The sequence below is a fragment of the Desulfovibrio sp. genome, from assembly GCA_016208105.1.
Classification (GTDB): domain Bacteria; phylum Desulfobacterota; class Desulfovibrionia; order Desulfovibrionales; family Desulfovibrionaceae; genus Fundidesulfovibrio.
Genome location: JACQYS010000009.1, coordinates 119,676 through 138,882 on the forward strand (window position 1 = coordinate 119,676; position 19,207 = coordinate 138,882).

Here is a 19,207-nt window from a genome sequence, read left to right on the forward strand (position 1 = left end):
TGCCCCGGGTGTTCATCAAGGGGAGCGCCGTGAGCGCTGCCCTTGAACTGTGCGGCATCACCAAGCGTTTCGGCACCACACTGGCCAACGACCAGGTGTGCCTGACTGCCCATGCAGGTGAAATCCATGCCCTCCTTGGCGAGAACGGAGCAGGCAAGTCCACGCTCATGTCCATCCTGTCAGGCCGTTACCACCCGGATGAGGGAGAAATTAAGCTCCAGGGCGAGCCGGTGCGTTTTTCGTCCCCAGCAGACGCGCTGGCCCGGGGCGTGGGCATGGTGCACCAGCGCTTCATGCTGGTGGAGGCCTTCACCGTTGCTGAGAACGTGGCCTTGGCCGCCGGCGGAACCGCCATGCTTGATCTGGCCGAAGAATCGAAACGTATCCGCGAACTCTCCGATCGATTTGGCTTGCAGGCCCATCCGGACCGCAAGGTGAGCGAACTCTCCATGGGCGAGCGTCAGCGGGTGGAGATATTGAAGCTTCTGCGTTTGGGCGCGCAGGTGCTCATCTTTGACGAGCCGACTTCGGTACTCACCCCCACGGAGATCGACAGCTTCTGCGACGTGCTGAGGACACTCCGGCGCGAAGGCCGCACCATCGTTTTTATCACCCATAAGCTGGAAGAGGCTCTGGACCTCTCAGACCGCATTTCCATCCTTCGCAAGGGGTGTCTGGTGGCGCGCACCACCCCTGCTGAAGCCGGGGGAAAACGCAACCTTGCCCGCATGATGGTGGGCCGGGAAGTCATTTTCGCCATAGACAAACCCGCTGTGAACCTCGGCCGGGAGGTTCTTCGGACAGAGGGCCTCACCGGCGGAGGAGAACCGGACCGCCCGGCCTTTCAAGACGTGGATCTCTGCCTGCGCCAGGGCGAGATTCTGGCCGTGGTCGGCGTTGCAGGAAACGGCCAGACCGAGCTTACCGAAGCCTTGGCCGGACTCGCACCATGCTTTGCAGGCACCGTTGCCTTCGCTGGAGGCACACACAAGGCTCCCGTCTGGCCAACTGTCTCAAAGGACTCTTTGGCATACGTGCCCGAGGATCGCCATCACGAGGGCAGCATCCCAAGCTTGTCGCTCGTCCACAACTTTCTGCTGACCAGGCTCTCGGCCTTCACCCGGGGGCTTCTCCTCGACTGGACAGGGGGCGAAGCCGCCACCCGCCAGGCCATCGAGCGCTTTGCCATCAAGGCCGAAAACCCGAAACAGGCCTCGGGCGAACTCTCAGGCGGCAACCTCCAGAAGCTCCTCCTGGCCAGGGAGCTCTCCCGCAAGCCCGTGGTCCTTATTGTTCACCAGCCCACCCAAGGCCTGGATGTGGGCGCGTCCGAGGATGTCTGGAAGAGCCTTCTGGACGCGAGGGAGCACGCCGGGGTGCTCATCGTCACTGGCGATCTGACCGAAGCCTTGACACTCGCCGACCGTGTGGCCGTGATGTTCGGCGGCAAGATACTGGGTATTGTCGATGTGGCCGACCCTGACCAGGTGGCGCGCATAAGCCCCATGATGGCCGGAGTGCGCCAATGACATTGCTGAAATCGAATCTGTCGCTATGGTGTTTGGCGCTGGCAATCCCGCTCCTTGCCGGAGCGGCCATCTTCGCTTTCCTGGGGGCCGACCCGCTGTCCGCCTACTCGGTGATGTTCCAAGGCTCGTTCGGCACCTGGGCGAGATTCTCGGAAGTGCTGGTCAAGGCATCGGCGCTTATGCTCACCGGACTGGCCGTAATCCTGGCAGCCCGCATGAACCTTTGGAACATCGGCTGCGAGGGGCAGCTGGTCATGGGCGCGGTGTTCGCATCTGGCCTGGCCCTTTCACTTGGGCCCGTACTCCCTTCGGCGGTTCTCCTGCCCATTCTCTTTCTGGCAGGCGCCACAGGTGGCGCCGTCTGGGCGGCAGGTCCTGCCTGGCTCAAGTCCAGGCTCGGGGTGAGCGAGATAATCACCACCCTTCTTTTGAACTACGTTGCCATCGCAGTGATGGAGCACCTGTTTTTCGGCCCGTGGCGGGATTCCGCCGGATTCGGTTTTCCCGGCACGGCCATGTTCGCGGATTCCGCCAAACTGCCCCGTTTTCCGGGAACCCGGATCCATCCGGGCCTTCTCTTTGGGCTGGCGGGTGCCGGGATCATGGCCTGGGTCCTGGCCAGGACCCGCTGGGGATTCGAGCTCACCGTCATGGGGCTTGGGCCCAAGGCCGCTGGGTACGCCGGCATGAACGCCGCGCGCCGGGGCATGTGGGTGCTCATGCTGAGCGGGGCCATCGCCGGGCTTGCGGGAATGGCCGAGGTTACGGCCATCCACCACCGTCTGCAGCAGGGCGTGGCCGTGGGCTACGGCTACGACGGCGTGATTGTGGCCTGCCTGGCCAGGCTGCACCCGGCCCTGGCCCCGGTGGCCGCCGTGACCCTGGCCGCCGTTTTGGTGGGGGGAGAATACTTGCAGACAAAGATGCGTTTGCCCTCGGCGGCCAGCCTGGTCATCGAAGCGACCCTGCTGTTAAGCCTCTTGTGGCTTCAGACCAGAAAGCCCGGACGCTGACGGACGGGCAACTTGCTTTTGGTCACGTCCTGCCGGATGATGGGCCATGCTTGAACGCGCGACAAATCGACGCAGGCCGTCTCCCTGGTCCTTGAACCTGCTGGCCAGGATGCGCGGGCGGCTCGAGGCCTTCCGGACGGTGGCGGATTTCACCTATGACTGGGAAATCTGGCTCGACCGAAACGGCGCGGTCCGTTACGTCTCCCCTTCCTGCCTGCGGGTGACCGGCTACTCCCGCGAAACCGCTCTTAAGGACCCGCTTTTCTTTCGAAAAGTCATTCACCCCGACGATCTTCCGGGCTGGCTATCCGCCATGCTCACAAGCAGCGGCAAGGACATCGCCTCCCTGGATTTTAGGATACTGCGCAAGGACGGGGTGGAAGCCTGGATAGCCCAGGAAACCACCCGGGTGTTCGGTCCTCGTGGGCGCTACCAGGGGTTGCGGCTCTCCCTGCGCGACGTCACGGACCGGGTGAAGGTCCAGCAGGACCTGCGCGAAGCGCGCGAGAAACTGGAAGAGCGCGTGCGGGAGCGCACCTCGGAATTGGAACGGTCCCGCGAGCGTTACCGGGCTCTTTCCAACTATCTGCAGGAACGCATCGAACAGGAGCGTACGCGCATCTCCCGGGAAATCCACGACGAACTCGGGCAAAATCTCACCGCCCTGAACATGGGGCTGTCCCGGCTGAAGCGCACCGCCCCCGAGAATGACCATGCCGGCCGGCAACGAATAGATGCGCTACGGACGCTGGTCGGAGATACCGTGGAGATCGTACGGCGTATCTCGCGCGAACTGCGCCCGGCGATACTCGACGAACTGGGCTTTTACGAAGCCGTGTCGTGGAGGGCGCGAACTTTCGAGGAATCCACCGGAATCGCGGTGGATATTGTCCTGGAGCCGAGAGCGCCCACATTCTCCTCCGAAGTGGCCACAGCCCTTTTCCGGGTTCTTCAGGAAGCCCTGACCAACGTTGCCCGCCACTCCGGAGCCTCACGGGTGCAGGTCCGGCTCGGGGTGGAACGCATGGTGTTTCGCATGCTGGTGGAGGACGATGGGTCCGGGATATCCCCGAATGCGCTCAATTCCCCGGATTCGCTCGGCCTTATCGGCATGGGGGAACGCATACGGGCCATCGGAGGGAACATGGACATCACGGCTCACGAAAGAGGCGGTACACGCCTGCTGGTGACCCTGCCAAAGCCCCGGCCGCAAAGAAAGAAGCGATGAACCGCCCCTTGACCATCCTGGTGGTGGACGATCACGCCGTGGTCCGGCGGGGGACCATGGATATTATCACGGATATGCCCGGCGAATGCCGGTTCGTGGAGGCCGCCAGCGTAGCGGAAGCCGAGGCGGCTCTCGAAGCCGGTGAGTTTGGGCTGGCGGTGCTGGATATTTCGCTTCCGGATGGAAGCGGGCTGAAGCTTCTGGAGCGCATGACCCGTGAACGCCCCGACATGCCTGTGGTGGTGCTGAGCATGCACCGCGAGGCCGAATACGCCCGCAGGGCGTTGGCCCTTGGCGCAAAGGGATATCTGAGCAAGAATTCCGCGCCCGAAGAACTGGCCGAGGCACTTTCGCTGGTGCTCGAGGGCGAAACCTATGTCAACCCCGCGTTATCGCACCAGCTGTCAGGTTCGGGCGTCACACGGCCGTCCTCTTCCAGACTCTCGCGCCAGGAAAGGGAAGTTGCTTACCGCCTCGGCCGGGGAGAAACGCTCAGCGGCGTCGCTGCGAGCATGGGCGTGAGCGTCAAGACCGCCAGCACCTACCGGGCCAGAATCATGCGCAAGCTCGGACTCAAGACCACTGCGGATTTCTTCCGCTACACCATCGAAAAAGGTGACTTCTTCCTCTAGCCCAATCGTGTCGGATTTTTCCGACAAAGTTGCTGTTACGGACATTGACGGTATCCTTGGCCCATGCATCCAGTGAAAGGGGGATTTTATTCCCTGGAGGTGAGGCCATGGAACGACTTCCAGCCATGTTTGCAATAGCCGCTGTTGTGATTGCTGCGGTCGTGCCGCTGCTTGCTCTGCTCGCGCGCAAGGACGGCGGACGTATCCTTCCCCGCGACTTCGACTTCACCCATTACAAGAGGACCGAACATAAATGAGGGTCCAGAGTGAGGAGCTCACGCTCCTGGCCTTCGACCCGCCGCATATGGGCATTCCTCAGGGCGCGGCATACTCGGCCAAGGTGTACGGCCCCGACGGCCGCTTCGTGGAGTTTTTTCTCGATGTCCAGGAAGGGATCGTGTCCCAGGCCGGCTTCCTCACGGACATCCCCTTTGTGGGAGTCCTGTGTGCGTCGTTCTGGTGCCAGAGCGCATTGGGCGCGGACCTGAAAACGGTCCGCGCCCTCTCACCCCGAAACATCCTGGCCCGCTTCCCTTCCGGCTTCCCCGCGCCTGTGGCAACAGCAGAACTGTGCGTCAAAACTGGCCGCGAAGCCGTGAAAGCGGCGGAAGAGCAAAAGAGCTAATAATACCTCCACTCCCCCGGGCCTTCGCGAAACACCTCGTCCATCTCCTCGGAGATACCCACCCGAATCTCCTTGTCGCCCTCGGCAATGGTGACGTTCTTGGCCGGGTCCAGTCCCTGGTCCAGAGCCACGTCCTCCCAGTGCTTCCGTATGGCTTGCGCGGCCTGCTTCACATCCGCCTCGTTGCCTTCCTTCTTCAACCAGCGAGCCACCCAGATCCATGTGGTCATGACGTTCCTCCCACTTCATACGGATTTTGAAGAACGCCTTCAGCTTACGCCACACGAACCGTTCGAAGTCAATCCGCCTGGCTTGGAAAATGGTCCCCCCCATGCTACCTGGTTCCAGCCTAACCAGGAGACCCCATGAGCGACCGTGCCAGCCTCATAGACACCCTCATCGCCAACACGGCTTTTCGCCGCAACGTCTACGAGATGATTCCCCAAGGTGCGGACCGGATTCTGGACTTCGGATGCGGAGAAGGCGGCCTGGCCCTGCGGTTCATACGCGACAAGGGGTGCACCGATGTCCACGCCTTGGAAATCGATCCAAATAACGCTGAGCGTCTGGAAGGGTTGATGGAGCATGTCTGGCGGGCGGATTACGAGAAAGGGGAGACCCTGCCCGAGAAATTCGCCGGCTATTTCCGCCACGTCATCCTGCACGACGTGGTGGAACACCTTTTCGACCCCTGGGTGACCCTTTCCAAAGTCCGGGAACTGGTGGCGGATGACGGGCGCATGATCGTGTCCACGCCCAACATCCACTACTGGATGTTCCAGTACGAGATCATGCGCGGCAGATTCCACTATGGTCCCGGAGCCTGGCACACCGGCCATCTTCGCTGGTACACCCCGGCCAGTTTGGTCGAGCTATTGACCATCGCTGGGCTCAAGATCGAAACGTTGTACCTGGACATCCCGGACAAGGTCTCCTTTCTGCAAAAGGCCAGCGCCGGCACTGTGAACCAGGTGAGCTTCCCTCCCGAAGAGCTGGCCAACCTCTATCCGGACAAGCAGCCCATCACCGTGACCTATCCTGGGGACATAAAGAAATACTACCCGGCCTTTTTCGCTGGCAAGCTCATCGCGGTATGTTCCAAGGGCAGGCCACCCTTCGAGCTGACCAAGGTCACCTACAACTGCGGCTACCTGGAGGGCATGCGCCAGAAGCTGCGCCTGCGCCACGACATCTACTCCCCGCCGGACATGGTCCCGCTCATCGGGACTTCCCACTGATTTCGGTTTTGTCACACTGGCCTGCCTTTTCTGTGTCGCTGCCCCTTTCTTTCGCGCGTTTCGTATCCAGGCCTGGCATTGCCTGGTCAGGGGCAAAGCTTGGAAAGTGCGCACCTCCATGCTAGAGAAGCCGGGCCCATGAACGACTTCGCCTTCCTCCTTACGCTCACGCTCAAATCCTCCATGGCGGTGCTCCTGGCCGCCCAGGGCGAAGTGTTGGCCGAGCGCTCCGGGGTGATTAATCTCGGGCAGGAAGGTATGATGCTTGTGGGCGCCCTCACCGGGTTCTACGTGGGCTTTTCGACAGGAAGTCCCGTCCTGGCCTTTGCGGCGGCCGGGACCGTTGGCGCCGCCCTGGCCTGCCTGCACGGGTTCTTCGCCATACGCCTTGGGGCCAACCAGCTGCTCTCCGGCATCGCCCTGACAATCCTGGGCACCGGCCTGTCTAATTACCTGGGCCGGGGCCTCATAGGAAAGATCGGCCTGCGGGTGCAGGAAATGCCGGTTCCGATACTTCAGGATATCCCGTTCATAGGTCCCGTGCTTTTTAAGCAAAACGCGCTGGTTTACCTTGGCTTCGCCATCACCCTGGTGTTGTGGTTCATCCTTGCCCGCACGCGTTGGGGGCTCATGGTGCGCGCCTGCGGGGAAAACCCCGCTGCTGCCGACGCCATGGGAGTCCCGGTGGCCCGCGTGCGCCTTGCCGCTCTGGCGGCGGGAGGATTTCTCTCCGGAATGGCCGGGGCATACCTGTCCCTGGTCGTCACTCCCGGCTGGAAGGAAGGAATAAGCTCAGGCCAGGGCTGGATAGCCGTGGCCATCGTCATCTTCGCGGGATGGCGCCCCCTGGCCGCCCTGGGAGGCGCGCTTTTCTTTGGTTTCCTCACCGCCCTGCAGTTCTTTTTCCAGGCCACGGGAATACATGCGGTTCCGCTTTATATGCTGCGCATACTCCCGTACCTGCTGACCATACTCACCCTGAGCCTGGCCGCCTACCTGGGACACCGGGGGCATGCTCCAGCTGGGCTCGGCAAGCCCTATTTTCGCGAGCAATCATGACCCACTACGACCACCGCTTTCACGTATTGGACAACGGCCTGCGCATAGCCACTGAACGCATGGGCAGCGCCCGCAGCGTAAGCTTCGGCATATGGATAGAGGCCGGTTCCCGCCATGAAGCGCAAGGCGAGGAAGGTACGGCGCATCTCTGGGAGCACCTGGCCTTCAAGGGAACAGCCCGGCGTACCGCCTTAGACATAGCCAAATCCCTTGACCTCCTGGGCGGGCACTCCAACGCCTACACCAGCCGCGAACACACCTGCTTTCACGCCCGGGTGGTGGATACCCACCTTGAGGACGCGCTGGACATCGTCTCGGACATCGTCTTGTCGCCCAAGCCCTCCGAGGAGGACCTCCTGCGCGAAAAGGACGTGGTTCTCCAAGAGATCGCCATGGTGGAGGACGACCCGGAGGACTGCCTCATGGAGGCCTTCTGGAGCGCCATGTGGCCGGGCTGCGCCATGGGACACTCCATACTTGGAGTGCCCGGAACCGTGCGCGGGTTCAAGCTTCCCGCACTGGAGAACTGGCGCACCGGACACTACCGCCCGGGCAGGATGCTCATCTCCGCCGCTGGAAGCCTGGAACACGACCAGATGATCGGCCTGATAGAGCGCCGTTTCGGCGGGTTGGAACCCACAGTTCCCAGCCCAGCCCCGTGCCAAGGCAAGTACCATCCTCCACGGCTTTTCAAGGAGCGTGACACCGAGCAGAGCCACGTGAGTCTCTCTTTTCCAGGCATGGGCGCCAGCGACGAACGGCGCTTCGCCATGAGCATGTTAAACGCCGTGCTCGGGGGCAACATGTCCTCGCGGCTCTTCCAGGAAGTGCGCGAGCGCCGCGGCCTGGCCTACAGCGTCTATTCCTTCGCCAACTCGCTTTCGGACCAGGGCGTGCTGCAGGTCTACGCCGCCGTGGAGCCGGACCGCACCGGAGAGCTGCTCGTCTGCCTGCGCGAGGAACTCGCCAAGCTGGCCCGCCACGGTGTCACCCCTGAAGAGCTCGAACACGCTCGGGACCATCTGCTCTCGGTTCTCTACCTGACCATCGAATCCAGCGAGGACCGCATGTCCAGACTGGCGCGCAACCAGCTCATCCTCGGCCGTTACGTGGCGCCCGAGGAGACCGCGGCCCGTTTCGAGGCGGTCACTCTGGACGAGGTGCGCGCCCTGGCCGCTGAGATACTGGACCCCGCCGGGGCTGGCATCGCGGTCATGGGGCCGGTTATCGACGAAGCCTGGACCAAGGCGTTCACGCCGTGACCCGGTTCGAATTTCCTGCCGGCGTCCTGGGTCTGGCCCAGGGAGATATCGCCTCATGGCCCGCCCAGGCGGTGGTGAACGCGGCCAACTCCCGGTTGGCCGGAGGCGGGGGCGTGGACGGAGTGATCCACCGGGCCGCAGGGCCGAAGCTTCCCCATGCCTGCCGCAAGATCATCGCCGAACGGGGCGAGGTTTCCGCTGGCCAGGCGGCCATCACTCCCGGCTTCGATATGATTGCCCAGCACATCATCCATGCCGTCGGCCCCATCTGGCGCGGCGGTCGCTATGGTGAACCCGAGGCCCTGGCCTCGGCTTATCGAACCAGCCTGGAGTTATGCCACATACACGGCATCCTCACCGTGGCCTTCCCGGCCTTAAGCTGCGGCGCTTACGGCTACCCCGTGGAGCTGGCCGCTCCCGTCGCCCTTGGTGAGCTTTCTCACGCCGTTCGCAAAGGCCTCGTCCGCGAGGCCTGGATGGTGCTCTTCTCCGAGCAGGCTTACGAAACCTGGCTGGGCATCGCCCGGCAAATCCTGTAGGAAACCAAACATGGACATTCACGGCACCACTATTCTGGCCGTGCGCGACCCCAAGGGCGTCGCCATGGCCGGGGACGGACAGGTCACCTTCGGACAGGCGGTGGCCATGAAACATTCGGCCCGCAAGGTCCGCCGTCTGTACAAGGACCGGGTGTTGGCCGGATTCGCCGGCTCCACGGCCGACGCCTTCACCCTCTTCGAGCGCTTCGAGGCCAAGCTGGAGGAATACTCCGGCAACCTCACCCGCGCCGCCGTTGAGCTGGCCAAGGACTGGCGCAAGGACAAATTCCTGCGCAAGCTCGAGGCCATGCTTCTTGTTGCGGACGCAACGTCGATTCTTATCCTCACCGGCGCAGGCGACGTGATCGAGCCGGACGACGGCCTGGCCGCCATCGGCTCAGGCGGAGCTTACGCCCTGGCCGCTGCCCGCGCGCTCGCGCGCAACACCGAGATGTCGGCCGAGGACATCGCCCGAAATGCCATGGACATAGCCGCCGAACTGTGCGTCTTCACCAATTCGAACATCGTGCTGGAGACTGTGGACAGATAATGAATACGCTCACCCCCCGGGAGATCGTCTCGGAACTCGACAAATACATCGTGGGCCAGAACGCGGCCAAACGCATGGTGGCCATCGCCATGCGCAACCGCTGGCGCCGCCAGCAGCTCGACCCCGTGCTGCGCGACGAGATAGCCCCCAAGAACATCCTCATGATCGGCCCCACGGGCGTTGGCAAGACCGAGATTGCCAGGCGCCTAGCGAAGCTGGCCGGATGCCCCTTCCACAAGGTGGAGGCCACCAAGTTCACAGAGGTGGGCTACGTTGGCCGCGACGTGGAGTCCATGGTGCGAGACCTCATGGAGATCGGCGTGCAGCTCATCCGCCAGGAAGAGGCCGGCAAGGTGCGCATCAAGGCCGAGCATGCCGCCGAGGAACGCCTGCTGGACCTCTTGCTGCCGGCTGCCAAGCAGTCTCCTCCTTCGTACTCCGCCGGTTCCCAGGCGGCCATTCCCCTGGGTGAATCCGACGAGGCCCAGTCCACCCGGGAGAAGCTCCGCCAGCTCTGGCGCAAGGGAACTCTGGACGACAAGCAGGTGGAGATGGAGGTCACCGTGCCCTCTCCCAGCGTGGAGATCATGGCCATGCCGGGCATGGAGGAACTGGGCAGCCAGTTCAAGGACATGTTCTCCAAGGTGTTTCCCCAGAAGAAAAAGACCCGCAAGCTCAAAGTCCGCGAGGCCTACGACATCCTCATAGCCGAGGAGTCCGAAAAGCTGGTGGACATGGACAAGGTGGCCGAGACCGCCAAGGAGCGAGTGGAACAGACCGGCATCCTGTTCATCGACGAGATCGACAAGATCTGCGGCCGTTCCTCCCAGGGCGGCTCAGGCCCGGACGTCTCCCGCGAGGGCGTGCAGCGGGACCTCCTGCCCGTGGTGGAAGGCTGCGTGGTGAACACCAAGTACGGCATGGTGCGCACCGACCACATCCTGTTCATCTCGGCCGGAGCCTTCCATTTCTCCAAGCCTTCGGATCTTGTGCCCGAACTGCAGGGCCGCTTCCCGCTGAGAGTTGAACTTTCCGCCCTGGGCAAGGACGAGTTCCTGCGCATCCTCACCGAGCCCCAGAACTCCCTGACCATCCAGTATGTGGCCCTGCTGGCCACGGAAGGCGTCACCATCGAATTCCCTTTGGAAGGCCTGGACGAAGTGGCGGGCTTCGCGCAGAAGGTGAACGAGGAGACCGAGAACATCGGGGCGCGCAGGCTCTACACCATCATGGAAAAAATCGTGCAGGACCTCTCCTTCGATGCCCCGGACCGGGGCGGGGAGACCGTGGTCATCGACCGCGCCTACGTGCGTGACAAGCTTCAGGACGTGGCCGAAGACCGCGACCTGACCCGCTACATTCTTTAGGGGAACAGACATGGATAGCTCTGCCGCAAGCCAGGCCCGGGTGCTGCTCGAATCTCTGCCGTATATCCGCAAGTTCCACGGCAAGACCGTGGTGATCAAATACGGCGGCCACGCCATGAAGGACGACGCCCTGAAAAGAAGCTTCGCCTTAAACGTGGTGCTGCTCAAGTACATTGGGGTGAACCCGGTCATCGTGCACGGCGGCGGCCCCCAGATCGGCCAGATGCTCACCCAGCTTGGCATCGAGTCCCATTTCCGCGAAGGCTTGCGGGTAACCGACGACGCCACCATGAACGTGGTGGAGATGGTGCTGGTGGGGCGGGTGAACAAGGAGATCGTGAACCTCATAAACCTGCACGGCGGCACCTGCGTGGGGCTTTCCGGCAAGGACGGCTGGCTCATCAAGGTGCGCAAGCTGGAGATGGTTCTCGCCAAGGAGGACGCCCCGCCCGAACTGATCGATCTGGGCAACGTGGGCGAGCCCGTGAGCGTGAATGCAGGGCTCATAAGGACCCTGACCGATTCCGGGGTCATCCCGGTTATCGCGCCTGTGGGCGTGGACGAGCACGGCACCACTTACAACATAAACGCCGACACCGCCGCCGGGGCCGTGGCCCAGGCTCTTGGGGCCAAGCGGCTGATCCTTTTGACCGACGTGGCCGGAGTGCTGGACGCCGGAGGCACGCTCATCGAGTCCATGGACCTTCGCGAAGCGAGCAAGGCCATCGAGGACGGCGTGGCCAAGGGGGGCATGATCCCCAAGCTCAAGTGCTGCATGGAAGCGGTGCAGTCCGGCGTTGAAAAGGCGCACGTTATTGACGGGCGCGTGGAGAACTCACTCATCCTGGAGCTGTTCACCAAGTCCGGGGTCGGCACCGAAGTCACCCACAAGAAACCGTGACGCCTGTGCGCGTCTTCCTGGCACAGCGGTCCCTGCTGGCCGCCATCCTGGTAGCTGTCCTTCTGTTGCCAAGCTTGGCCAGTGCCGAAGAACGCGCCATCGTCCTTCCCCTGCAGCCGGCTCAAGGCACCGAATACGACGGCCTGGGCCCGGCCGTACAGAACGTCATTGAAAACCTTCTGGCCCTTCACCCGGCTTGTGAGGAAACCTATCTTCTGCGCCACATGCGCCTCCCCTTCCCCACCTCCGGAGATCTGCAATCCTACATCCTGGGCAAGCGCCCCCCCCAGGAACCCCTGGCCGGACTGGTCAGGGAGGGCGCGCGCTTCGTGCTGGGCGGACGCATCCTGCCAGGTCTCCTGGCAGAGGTGTGGATAGCGGACCTCACTACCGGCAAATCCTCCGTTGCCGTCCTGCCCATAGACGCCAATGGGGGGCTCCTGGGACTGCGCCGGGGCGTTATCGACCTGCTGGGCAGAATGGACGGCCTTGCCCTTGCTCCGGCTCAAGCCGCCAAGATGCTCACGCCAGACAAGACCACCGGCAACGCACTACGCGTCTTCGGCCGTTCCTACGGCTCCTATCTGGTCTTGTCCCACCTGGGAACCCGCTCCGCCCTGGATCTTGCGCTCTCCAAACGGGCCGTTGATCTCGCACCGCAATCCTACCTGGCAACCAACATGCACGGCTGGATGCTCTATGCCTCACGAAAGCGTGAGGATGCCATCCATTTTTTCCGTGCTGCCCTGAAGATCGACCCTAACGGCGTGGATGCCCTGGATGGCATGGTACAGACGTCCCTGCGACAGGGTGGCCTCGACGCGGCCCTGCCCTGGACCCTGCGCAAGGCCCGCACCCGCGGCACGGACACCGGACCAGGGCTTTCCGCCATGCACATGGTGCTCGGAAACGCGGCCAGCAACGACAAGCATCAGGCTGAAGCAGCCTGGCACTTCCGAAAGGCGGCGGCTCTCTACCCGCAGGCCGAACAGCCCCCCATGAGCCTGGCCCTGGCCCTGCACGCCCTGGGCAAGGACGTCCCTTCCATGTCGGCGCTCGACACGCGCCTTAACCGTCCCGCAACGCCTGCCGTCCGCTCCATCCTGCTGAACTTCAAGGCCCGTATGCTGCGCTGGACCGCACAGGAGCACCGTAAACAAGGCCAGGACATCGAAGAGAAGCAGGCGCTCGAGCTGGCCTACGCCAGCCTCAAGGCAAGCCCCTTTCCGGATTTGAACGAGCTGTCGTTCACCCTGCAGCGCCTCGCCCTGATCGCCCTTTCCCGGCAGGACTTCACTTCGGCTGCGAAATATGTGGAATTGATTCAGCCTGAAAAGGGCACGGATCCGCTTCTGGTGGATACCATGCTGACCTTCTTGCGCATGCAGACAGCGGAGAACACCGACGCCAAGGAACATGTCAGGATATGCTTAAACGCCGTGGCCGAGCGGATGCGCACCCACGAGCCCGTGCCGCAGACAGTGTATGGGCTGCTGGCGAAATCCTTCGAAATGCTCGGGGAGGAAAAACTGGCGGAATCGATAAAACGCCTTAGCGAAGAACGTACGCCCCCAAAGCCCGACCCGAGCTGACGGACTCGGCGACAGACGTCGCCCTGGGTTGCGCTTCCTGAGCAGTGTGTAAAGGGAACGGCAAACGAACTCACGGTTTGCGCTGCAGCTGACTGTGCCCCCCGGGTGCATGCTTCGCAAGTAGATGCTGAATCGGCTATTTTCCCAACCCGGCTTGTTCCTGGCACTCCGTCACTATGGCCTCAAGCTTTTTCGCTGTCTCGGGATCAATGGCGCTGCCTGAGCGTATGGCTTTATCGAACTTCGCGAACTCATCGTAGGGAATTCGGACCATAACTTTTCTCAGACTGCACTCGCAGTAGGTCTTGGCCTGGTCCTCCGTGTTCTTCCCCCCCGCCTTGTGGTTCTCGGCCAGCTTCTCCCGGGCCGCTTCCAGGCAGCTTGCCATGAATCCTTCTCGGGCGGTCTGCGGATACTCACGGTCCGTGGAAGAGCATCCCCCGGCCAGGCAGAGGCTCCCCCAGGCGATCAGGAGCGCAGGGACTAAACCGCGCTTCACGCTTCCGCTTCCTCGCCAGCGAGGCGGACCTTGTCCTCTCCGTCCAATTCCTTCACGTACACGTCCACCCGTTCCTCAATGGAGGTAGGCAGCTGCTTGCCCATGTAGTCGGCCTGGATGGGCAGCTCCCGGTGGCCACGGTCCACCAGAACCAGAAGCTCGACCTTTTTGGGCCTGCCGAAATCCAGGATGGCCTCCAGGGCGGCCCGCACTGTGCGTCCGGAATAGAGCACGTCGTCCACGAGGATGAGCTTTCGCCCGTCGATTGCGAAGGGGATCTCAGTCTGGTTTATCTTGGGCTGATGAGCCAGATTGGTCCAGTCGTCCCGGTAGAGGTTGATGTCGAGCTTGCCCAATGGCAGCTCGCACCCCAGCCTCGACTCGAGAATCTTTTTCAAGCGCTGGGCAAGTTCCACCCCTCGGCGCTGAACGCCGATAAGGGCAAGCTCGGTGCATTCACCATGGCGCTCCAAAATTTCGAAGGCCAACCGTTCCAAGGTGCGCGACATTTCCTTGCCATTCATCACTATTTTCTGACGCTTCATGGACCTTCCAGATATTGCTGTTTTTTATCGCTCCTATCCAATTTCCCCACACATGGCAAACCAACGCATCACACATTCATATTTGACCGTCCACAACACCGTACTTACTAGTATCGTCAGAATCACTTCCATGGAGGATTACATGGTTACAGTTACACAGCCCGCCAAAGACCAGCTCGACGCATATTTCGCTGAAAACGAGAAAGCGCCCATCCGCATCTTTCTTGCCAGCGGTTCCTGCTCGGGCCCCAAGCTGTCTTTGGCATTGGACGAACCCAAGGACACGGACGACGTCTTTGATACGCAAGGGTATTCCTTCGTTGTGGATAAAGACCTCCTGACCCAGGCCACCCCGCTTACAGTGGACTTCGCCGGTTGCGGTTTCAGCATTGATTCGAGCCTTGAGCTCGGAGGCGGCGGATGCGGCGGCGGATGCTCCTGCTCCAGCGGAGGCTGCTCCTCGTAGACTGATGCGCTGTGCGGGCGCGCTTTGACTTTTCCATGCGCCTCTGCCAGCCTGAGATCGTACTGCCCACAACCAGAGGGCCCGGTCCGGTTCGAAGCCGGATTCGGGCCCTCTGCTTGTGTTGCCAGCCTTCATAGGCTTTTCCAGCATTTGACAAAGCCTCTTATGGAGCTTACCTATTCGAACGACCCCGACACCTCAGGAGGCTCCAATGTTTACGCTTACCGAAGCTGCGAAAAAGCAGCTTGATTCGTACTTCGCGGATAAGGACAAGTCCCCCATCCGCGTGTATCTCTCCTCCGGTGGCTGAGCTGGCCCCCGGCTGGCATTGGCTCTGGATGAGTCAAAAGAAACTGACGATGTGTTCGATACCGATGGCTACAAGTTCATTGTCGACAAGGAACTCATGAGCAAGGCCCAGCCCATTACGGTGGACCTCTCCTACATGGGCTTCCAGGTCCATTCCAGCATGGAACTCGGCGGTGGCGGATGCGGGAGCTCCTGCTCCACCGGCTCCTGTTCCAGCCAGTAGCATAGCCTTACAGGGCGGCGGCGCGAGCCGCCGCCCTTTTTTAAGAATCAGTCGCAGCCCTTCACCTTCCCGGATAATTGTCGTAAGCAGAGATTCCTCCCATGCACCTCTGCCAACGGAACACTGATGCCCGGCAAGATTCTCATCGTTGACGACGAAATCCACATCCGTATGCTTCTTGAGCAGACCCTCGAAGATCTTGAGGAAGAGCAGGGCATAACCATCCTGACAGCTGCCAACGGTCAGCAGGGCTTGGCCCTCATCAAGCAGGAAAAACCCGACGTGGTTTTCTTGGACATCATGATGCCCAAGTTAAACGGCTACGAAGTCTGCCGGAAGATTAAAGAGATGCCCGAGCTCTCCCACAGGCTGAGCATTGTGCTGCTCACAGCCAAGGGCCAGGAGATCGATCGCAAGCTGGGCCTTCAACTGGGTGCCAAACTCTACATGACCAAACCCTTCGATCCCGACGAAGTCCTGGAAACCGCCAGGTCCTTGCTCGGCATATCCAGGTAGCGCCTTCCGGAACGTAACAGCTCATGGTTCTTAGCAGATTTTTTAGAAATCACGACATTACACCACTTTTTGAGAAAGCCAAGGCATTGCTCGAGCCCGGCTGGGGCGTGGGAGTCGTGCAGAGTGGAAAGCTACTAGTCTCTCTGGGACTGACTGATGACCATCTGGATCGTCCCGGCGCCATGCGTTTCAGCTCTTCCTTCTCGATCAACGGGCATCCCGAAGGCCATGTGGTTGTTGCCCCCACCCAAGCCAACGGCGGTCCTTTCCTTGCGGGCGGCGTCCAGCAGGTTGCGGACATCCTTGCTCAAAGCCTGGAGATGCTTCTTCGCCAAGAAGATGCCCGTCGGGCATTGGCTTCGGACACGCTGCAAAAATACCGCGAACTGGCCCTGCTGCATCGTGCCACCGTTGGTTTGAACGCCTCTCTGCGCCTGCGTGAGGTTGGGCGAGAGCTCCTGGCCGAATGCCAGTCCGGCGCGCTTCCCACGGAAATGGGCATGATCTTTCTACGCGACCAGAATGCGAAGGCGCCGTTGCCTCTGGCCTCATTTGGCTTGGCCAAGGAGTGCCAACTGGACCGGATTACCGGCAGCGCGCTGTTCGCCGACATCATGCGAGGGGGCAAAGGCGAGGTCATAAGCGACCTGGGTTCAGACATCCGTTGGAACGGCGAGGTTTCGGGCGTCACAGCCCTGCTCATCGCCCCCATTGTGGCCGGGGATTCCTGGGCCGGAGCGCTGGTGCTGGCCACGACCAAGGATGTCCATATCGAGGCCAAGCATCTTCAATACGTCACCACGCTGGCCTCGGTCGCAGGCACGGCCATGGCCAACGCGTCGCACTTCGAGGGCATCCAAACTCTCCTCAAGGCGCTGCTCCAGGCCCTGGCAACAGCCATCGACGCCCGGGATCCTTTCACTGCCGGGCATTCCCACCGTGTTGCCCGGCTGGCTGTTGCTTTGGCAAGAGTGGTGCATCAGGACCGGTCCTTCTTCCCGGAAGCATCCTTTGATTCCGTGGCCCTGACAGAAATCTATTTTGCGGGACTTCTGCACGACGTGGGCAAGATTGGCGTACGCGAGCAAGTGCTCACAAAGGCGACAAGGCTGCCTTTGCAACATATGCGGATCATAGGCATGCGCATGGCCCTGCGCTCCGAGCTCACAGGCGAACCCTGGCAGGAGGCATTCGCCCAGCTTGAGCGGATCAACCGCTCGGACACCATCAGCCGCGCTGACGCGTCCTTCGTTGTGGACGTATCCAAGCAGGAAATTTCGGCCTACGGCGAGGCTGTACCGATCTTAAGCGAGGACGAAACCCATGCGCTCCTGGTTGTCCGGGGCAACCTGCTGCCTGAGGAAAGGCGTGAGATAGAGCGCCATCCTTCAGAAAGCTTCCGCATCCTCCAGCACATTCCTTTCCCCAAAACCATGAGCAACCTGCTGGACATCATCTGTCAGCACCACGAACGCCTCGACGGTTCCGGCTATCCGACAGGAGTGAAGGCCGACGGGATATCGCTTATGACCCGCATGCTCATGATAGTGGACATTTACGACGCCATCACCATGGAACGCCATTACAAACCCGCCCTGCCCAGGGAGAAAGCTTTGCTCGTGCTCCAGGACGAAGTGGGACAGGGCAAGCTGGACGAACGGCTGGTGCGCCTCATGACGGAAAATATCGACGCCATAGAGGAAGATTCAATGCGGATGGCCATGGAAAAGGACTTCGACTCCATCATCAACCGCAACAGCCCTGCTTAATTTTAGCGCGATTCCAAGCCATTTCCCGCTTATCCCCTGGCACCAATGTGCCTTCGTTTGCCCCTCAAATCTTTATTGTATCAAGCACTTTAGATGATTGAGCCTTCCAGAACCACCAGACTTCATGTGTCGAAAAGCATTTCGCCCACATCCTGATTGCCAGGATGCGGGCGAAAACTGTTCGCGAAACCAGGAAGACGTGCCGACAGCTCTATGAGCACTTGGCCTGCGCCTGACCATCTCCCGCGCGAACAACACTTCAAACGCGCAATGAGAATTCGATTTCTTTAGATCCTTGCTCTGTCCACCACGGCGGCGGTCAGTTCCGCCTGGCAGGCCAGCTCGCCGTTGACCATTGCCCGGCCCTGCATACGCCACAGGGTGAGCTTCTGCTTCACGTCGGTGCAGGTCAGGGTCAACTGATCGCCGGGCACCACTGGTTTGCGGAACTTGGCGTTGTTTATACCCGTGAACATGAAGAGCTTGTCGCCAAGTCCCTCGCGCGACAAAGCCAGGAGCAGAGCCCCGGCCTGGGCCATGGCCTCCAGCAGGAGCACTCCCGGCATGACGGGCATGTCCGGAAAGTGTCCCTGAAAAAAGGGCTCATTGATGGTGACGTTCTTTATGGCCGTAAGCGACGTGTCCTTCTCGAAATCAAGGACCCTGTCCACCAGCAGGAACGGATAGCGGTGCGGAATGAGCTTGAAAATTTCGGTGATTGGCAAGGGCAGTTGGACCATGTTGGCCTCCCGGAGGTAAAAAAAAGGCGGCTCCCCCGGCAGGGAAGCCGCCTGATACAAAGCGGATGACTATTTTCCGCGCTTGGCGGCAGCTTCGAAGTCCTTGGTGATGTCCGCGGTGACGTCCATGCCACTTCCCACGAACAACACGGCCCGGCGCTCGACGATCAGATTGAAGCCGTTCTTCTTGGCGTAATCAGCCACGACCTGATCGAACACCTTCATCAGCGGCTCAAGGACCTTGGACTGCTCCTGTCCCATCTGCTGGTTGAAGTTGTTCTGGTCGTCCATCATCTTCTTGAACTTGGTCTCCATCTCGCCCTGCATCTTGGCCCGGGCCTCGGCGGAGAGTGTGACGCTCTGCTTGCGGAAGTTCTCGTCCATCTTCTTGAGCTCTTCGCTCTGACGGGTCAGCTCGCGCTGCTTGGCGTCGGCCTTGCTCTGCAGGTCCTGCATGGCGCGTTTGCCTGCATCGGAATTCATGACCACATCCTGGGAATTGACCACACCGATCTTGTCAGCCGCCTGGGCGAGGACCGGCATGGCCATAACCAAGCAAGCAAGCAGAACGTATTTCAGCAAGTTAGGCATTTGTCTCTTTCTCC

23 protein-coding genes are annotated in these 19,207 nt (G+C 61.3%); 18 read left to right on the plus strand and 5 right to left on the minus strand.

Annotation, left to right across the window (positions count from 1 at the left end; genetic code table 11):
• Positions 1-29 precede the first annotated feature (29 nt).
• The 6 genes from HY795_04700 (at position 30) to HY795_04725 (ending at position 5,027) form a co-directional block, all read left to right on the plus strand.
• Complete coding sequence (locus HY795_04700) at positions 30-1,529, plus strand: ABC transporter ATP-binding protein (protein MBI4804515.1); 1,500 nt, start codon at positions 30-32, stop codon at positions 1,527-1,529.
• Positions 1,526-2,542 carry an ABC transporter permease gene (locus tag HY795_04705; GenBank protein ID MBI4804516.1) on the plus strand — a complete coding sequence of 339 codons (1,017 nt, stop codon included), beginning with the start codon at positions 1,526-1,528 and terminating at the stop codon, positions 2,540-2,542. The genes HY795_04700 and HY795_04705 overlap by 4 nt, the downstream gene beginning before the upstream one ends.
• A 46-nt stretch (positions 2,543-2,588) precedes the next feature.
• On the plus strand, positions 2,589-3,770 hold the full coding sequence (locus HY795_04710) for a PAS domain S-box protein (GenBank protein ID MBI4804517.1): 1,182 nt from the start codon (positions 2,589-2,591) through the stop codon (positions 3,768-3,770).
• Entirely contained in the window at positions 3,767-4,402 is a 636-nt protein-coding gene (locus HY795_04715) for a response regulator transcription factor (GenBank protein ID MBI4804518.1), read from the plus strand. Before HY795_04710 ends, HY795_04715 begins: the two co-directional genes overlap by 4 nt.
• Before the next feature lie 107 nt (positions 4,403-4,509).
• Positions 4,510-4,659 carry a hypothetical protein gene (locus HY795_04720; protein MBI4804519.1) on the plus strand — a complete coding sequence of 50 codons (150 nt, stop codon included), beginning with the start codon at positions 4,510-4,512 and terminating at the stop codon, positions 4,657-4,659.
• The gene (locus tag HY795_04725; protein MBI4804520.1) at positions 4,656-5,027 is read left to right on the plus strand and encodes a hypothetical protein; all 372 of its coding nucleotides are present in this window, start codon (positions 4,656-4,658) and stop codon (positions 5,025-5,027) included. Before HY795_04720 ends, HY795_04725 begins: the two co-directional genes overlap by 4 nt.
• On the opposite strand, the gene HY795_04730 is transcribed toward HY795_04725, so the two are convergent.
• Positions 5,024-5,257, minus strand: coding sequence for a hypothetical protein (locus HY795_04730; protein ID MBI4804521.1), 234 nt, complete (start codon positions 5,255-5,257; stop codon positions 5,024-5,026). The two genes, HY795_04725 and HY795_04730, sit on opposite strands and share 4 nt — an antisense overlap.
• Positions 5,258-5,392: 135 nt before the next feature.
• On the opposite strand from HY795_04730, the gene HY795_04735 reads away from it, so the two are divergent.
• From HY795_04735 to HY795_04770, 8 genes are all read left to right on the plus strand, one after another.
• Positions 5,393-6,265, plus strand: a complete 873-nt coding sequence (locus tag HY795_04735) for a methyltransferase domain-containing protein (protein MBI4804522.1) — start codon at positions 5,393-5,395, stop codon at positions 6,263-6,265.
• A gap of 138 nt (positions 6,266-6,403) precedes the next feature.
• Positions 6,404-7,324, plus strand: a complete 921-nt coding sequence (locus HY795_04740; protein ID MBI4804523.1) for an ABC transporter permease — start codon at positions 6,404-6,406, stop codon at positions 7,322-7,324.
• Entirely contained in the window at positions 7,321-8,586 is a 1,266-nt protein-coding gene (locus tag HY795_04745) for an insulinase family protein (protein MBI4804524.1), read from the plus strand. Before HY795_04740 ends, HY795_04745 begins: the two co-directional genes overlap by 4 nt.
• Complete coding sequence (locus HY795_04750; GenBank protein ID MBI4804525.1) at positions 8,583-9,125, plus strand: macro domain-containing protein; 543 nt, start codon at positions 8,583-8,585, stop codon at positions 9,123-9,125. The genes HY795_04745 and HY795_04750 overlap by 4 nt, the downstream gene beginning before the upstream one ends.
• A gap of 10 nt (positions 9,126-9,135) precedes the next feature.
• Entirely contained in the window at positions 9,136-9,675 is a 540-nt protein-coding gene (gene hslV, locus HY795_04755) for an ATP-dependent protease subunit HslV (GenBank protein MBI4804526.1), read from the plus strand.
• Positions 9,675-11,042, plus strand: coding sequence for an ATP-dependent protease ATPase subunit HslU (gene hslU / locus HY795_04760; GenBank protein MBI4804527.1), 1,368 nt, complete (start codon positions 9,675-9,677; stop codon positions 11,040-11,042). Before hslV ends, hslU begins: the two co-directional genes overlap by 1 nt.
• 10 nt (positions 11,043-11,052) lie before the next feature.
• Complete coding sequence (argB, locus tag HY795_04765) at positions 11,053-11,943, plus strand: acetylglutamate kinase (protein MBI4804528.1); 891 nt, start codon at positions 11,053-11,055, stop codon at positions 11,941-11,943.
• Positions 11,940-13,535 carry a hypothetical protein gene (locus tag HY795_04770; GenBank protein MBI4804529.1) on the plus strand — a complete coding sequence of 532 codons (1,596 nt, stop codon included), beginning with the start codon at positions 11,940-11,942 and terminating at the stop codon, positions 13,533-13,535. The genes argB and HY795_04770 overlap by 4 nt, the downstream gene beginning before the upstream one ends.
• Positions 13,536-13,671: 136 nt before the next feature.
• Here the strand turns inward: HY795_04770 and HY795_04775 are convergent, their stop codons facing one another.
• Both HY795_04775 and pyrR read right to left on the minus strand, forming a co-directional pair.
• The gene (locus HY795_04775; GenBank protein ID MBI4804530.1) at positions 13,672-14,034 is read right to left on the minus strand and encodes a hypothetical protein; all 363 of its coding nucleotides are present in this window, start codon (positions 14,032-14,034) and stop codon (positions 13,672-13,674) included.
• Entirely contained in the window at positions 14,031-14,579 is a 549-nt protein-coding gene (gene pyrR, locus HY795_04780) for a bifunctional pyr operon transcriptional regulator/uracil phosphoribosyltransferase PyrR (GenBank protein MBI4804531.1), read from the minus strand. The genes HY795_04775 and pyrR overlap by 4 nt, the downstream gene beginning before the upstream one ends.
• Positions 14,580-14,721: 142 nt before the next feature.
• Between pyrR and HY795_04785 the strand changes: the two genes are divergently transcribed.
• From HY795_04785 to HY795_04800, 4 genes are all read left to right on the plus strand, one after another.
• Positions 14,722-15,045, plus strand: a complete 324-nt coding sequence (locus tag HY795_04785) for an IscA/HesB family protein (GenBank protein MBI4804532.1) — start codon at positions 14,722-14,724, stop codon at positions 15,043-15,045.
• Between the two features lie 361 nt (positions 15,046-15,406).
• A complete protein-coding gene (locus HY795_04790) occupies positions 15,407-15,577 on the plus strand; it encodes a hypothetical protein (protein MBI4804533.1) in 171 nt (56 codons plus the stop codon).
• 126 nt (positions 15,578-15,703) lie between these two features.
• Positions 15,704-16,093, plus strand: coding sequence for a response regulator (locus tag HY795_04795; GenBank protein ID MBI4804534.1), 390 nt, complete (start codon positions 15,704-15,706; stop codon positions 16,091-16,093).
• A 23-nt stretch (positions 16,094-16,116) separates the two neighbouring features.
• Positions 16,117-17,862: a c-di-GMP phosphodiesterase gene (locus tag HY795_04800; GenBank protein MBI4804535.1), complete on the plus strand. Its 1,746-nt coding sequence runs from the start codon at positions 16,117-16,119 to the stop codon at positions 17,860-17,862.
• Positions 17,863-18,149: 287 nt separating this feature from the next.
• Here the strand turns inward: HY795_04800 and fabZ are convergent, their stop codons facing one another.
• Together fabZ and HY795_04810 are read right to left on the minus strand one after the other, a co-directional pair.
• Entirely contained in the window at positions 18,150-18,602 is a 453-nt protein-coding gene (gene fabZ, locus HY795_04805) for a 3-hydroxyacyl-ACP dehydratase FabZ (protein ID MBI4804536.1), read from the minus strand.
• A 69-nt stretch (positions 18,603-18,671) separates the two neighbouring features.
• Positions 18,672-19,193 (minus strand): OmpH family outer membrane protein, encoded by a 522-nt coding sequence (locus HY795_04810; GenBank protein MBI4804537.1) that lies wholly within the window; start codon positions 19,191-19,193, stop codon positions 18,672-18,674.
• Between the last annotated feature and the right edge of the window lie 14 nt (positions 19,194-19,207).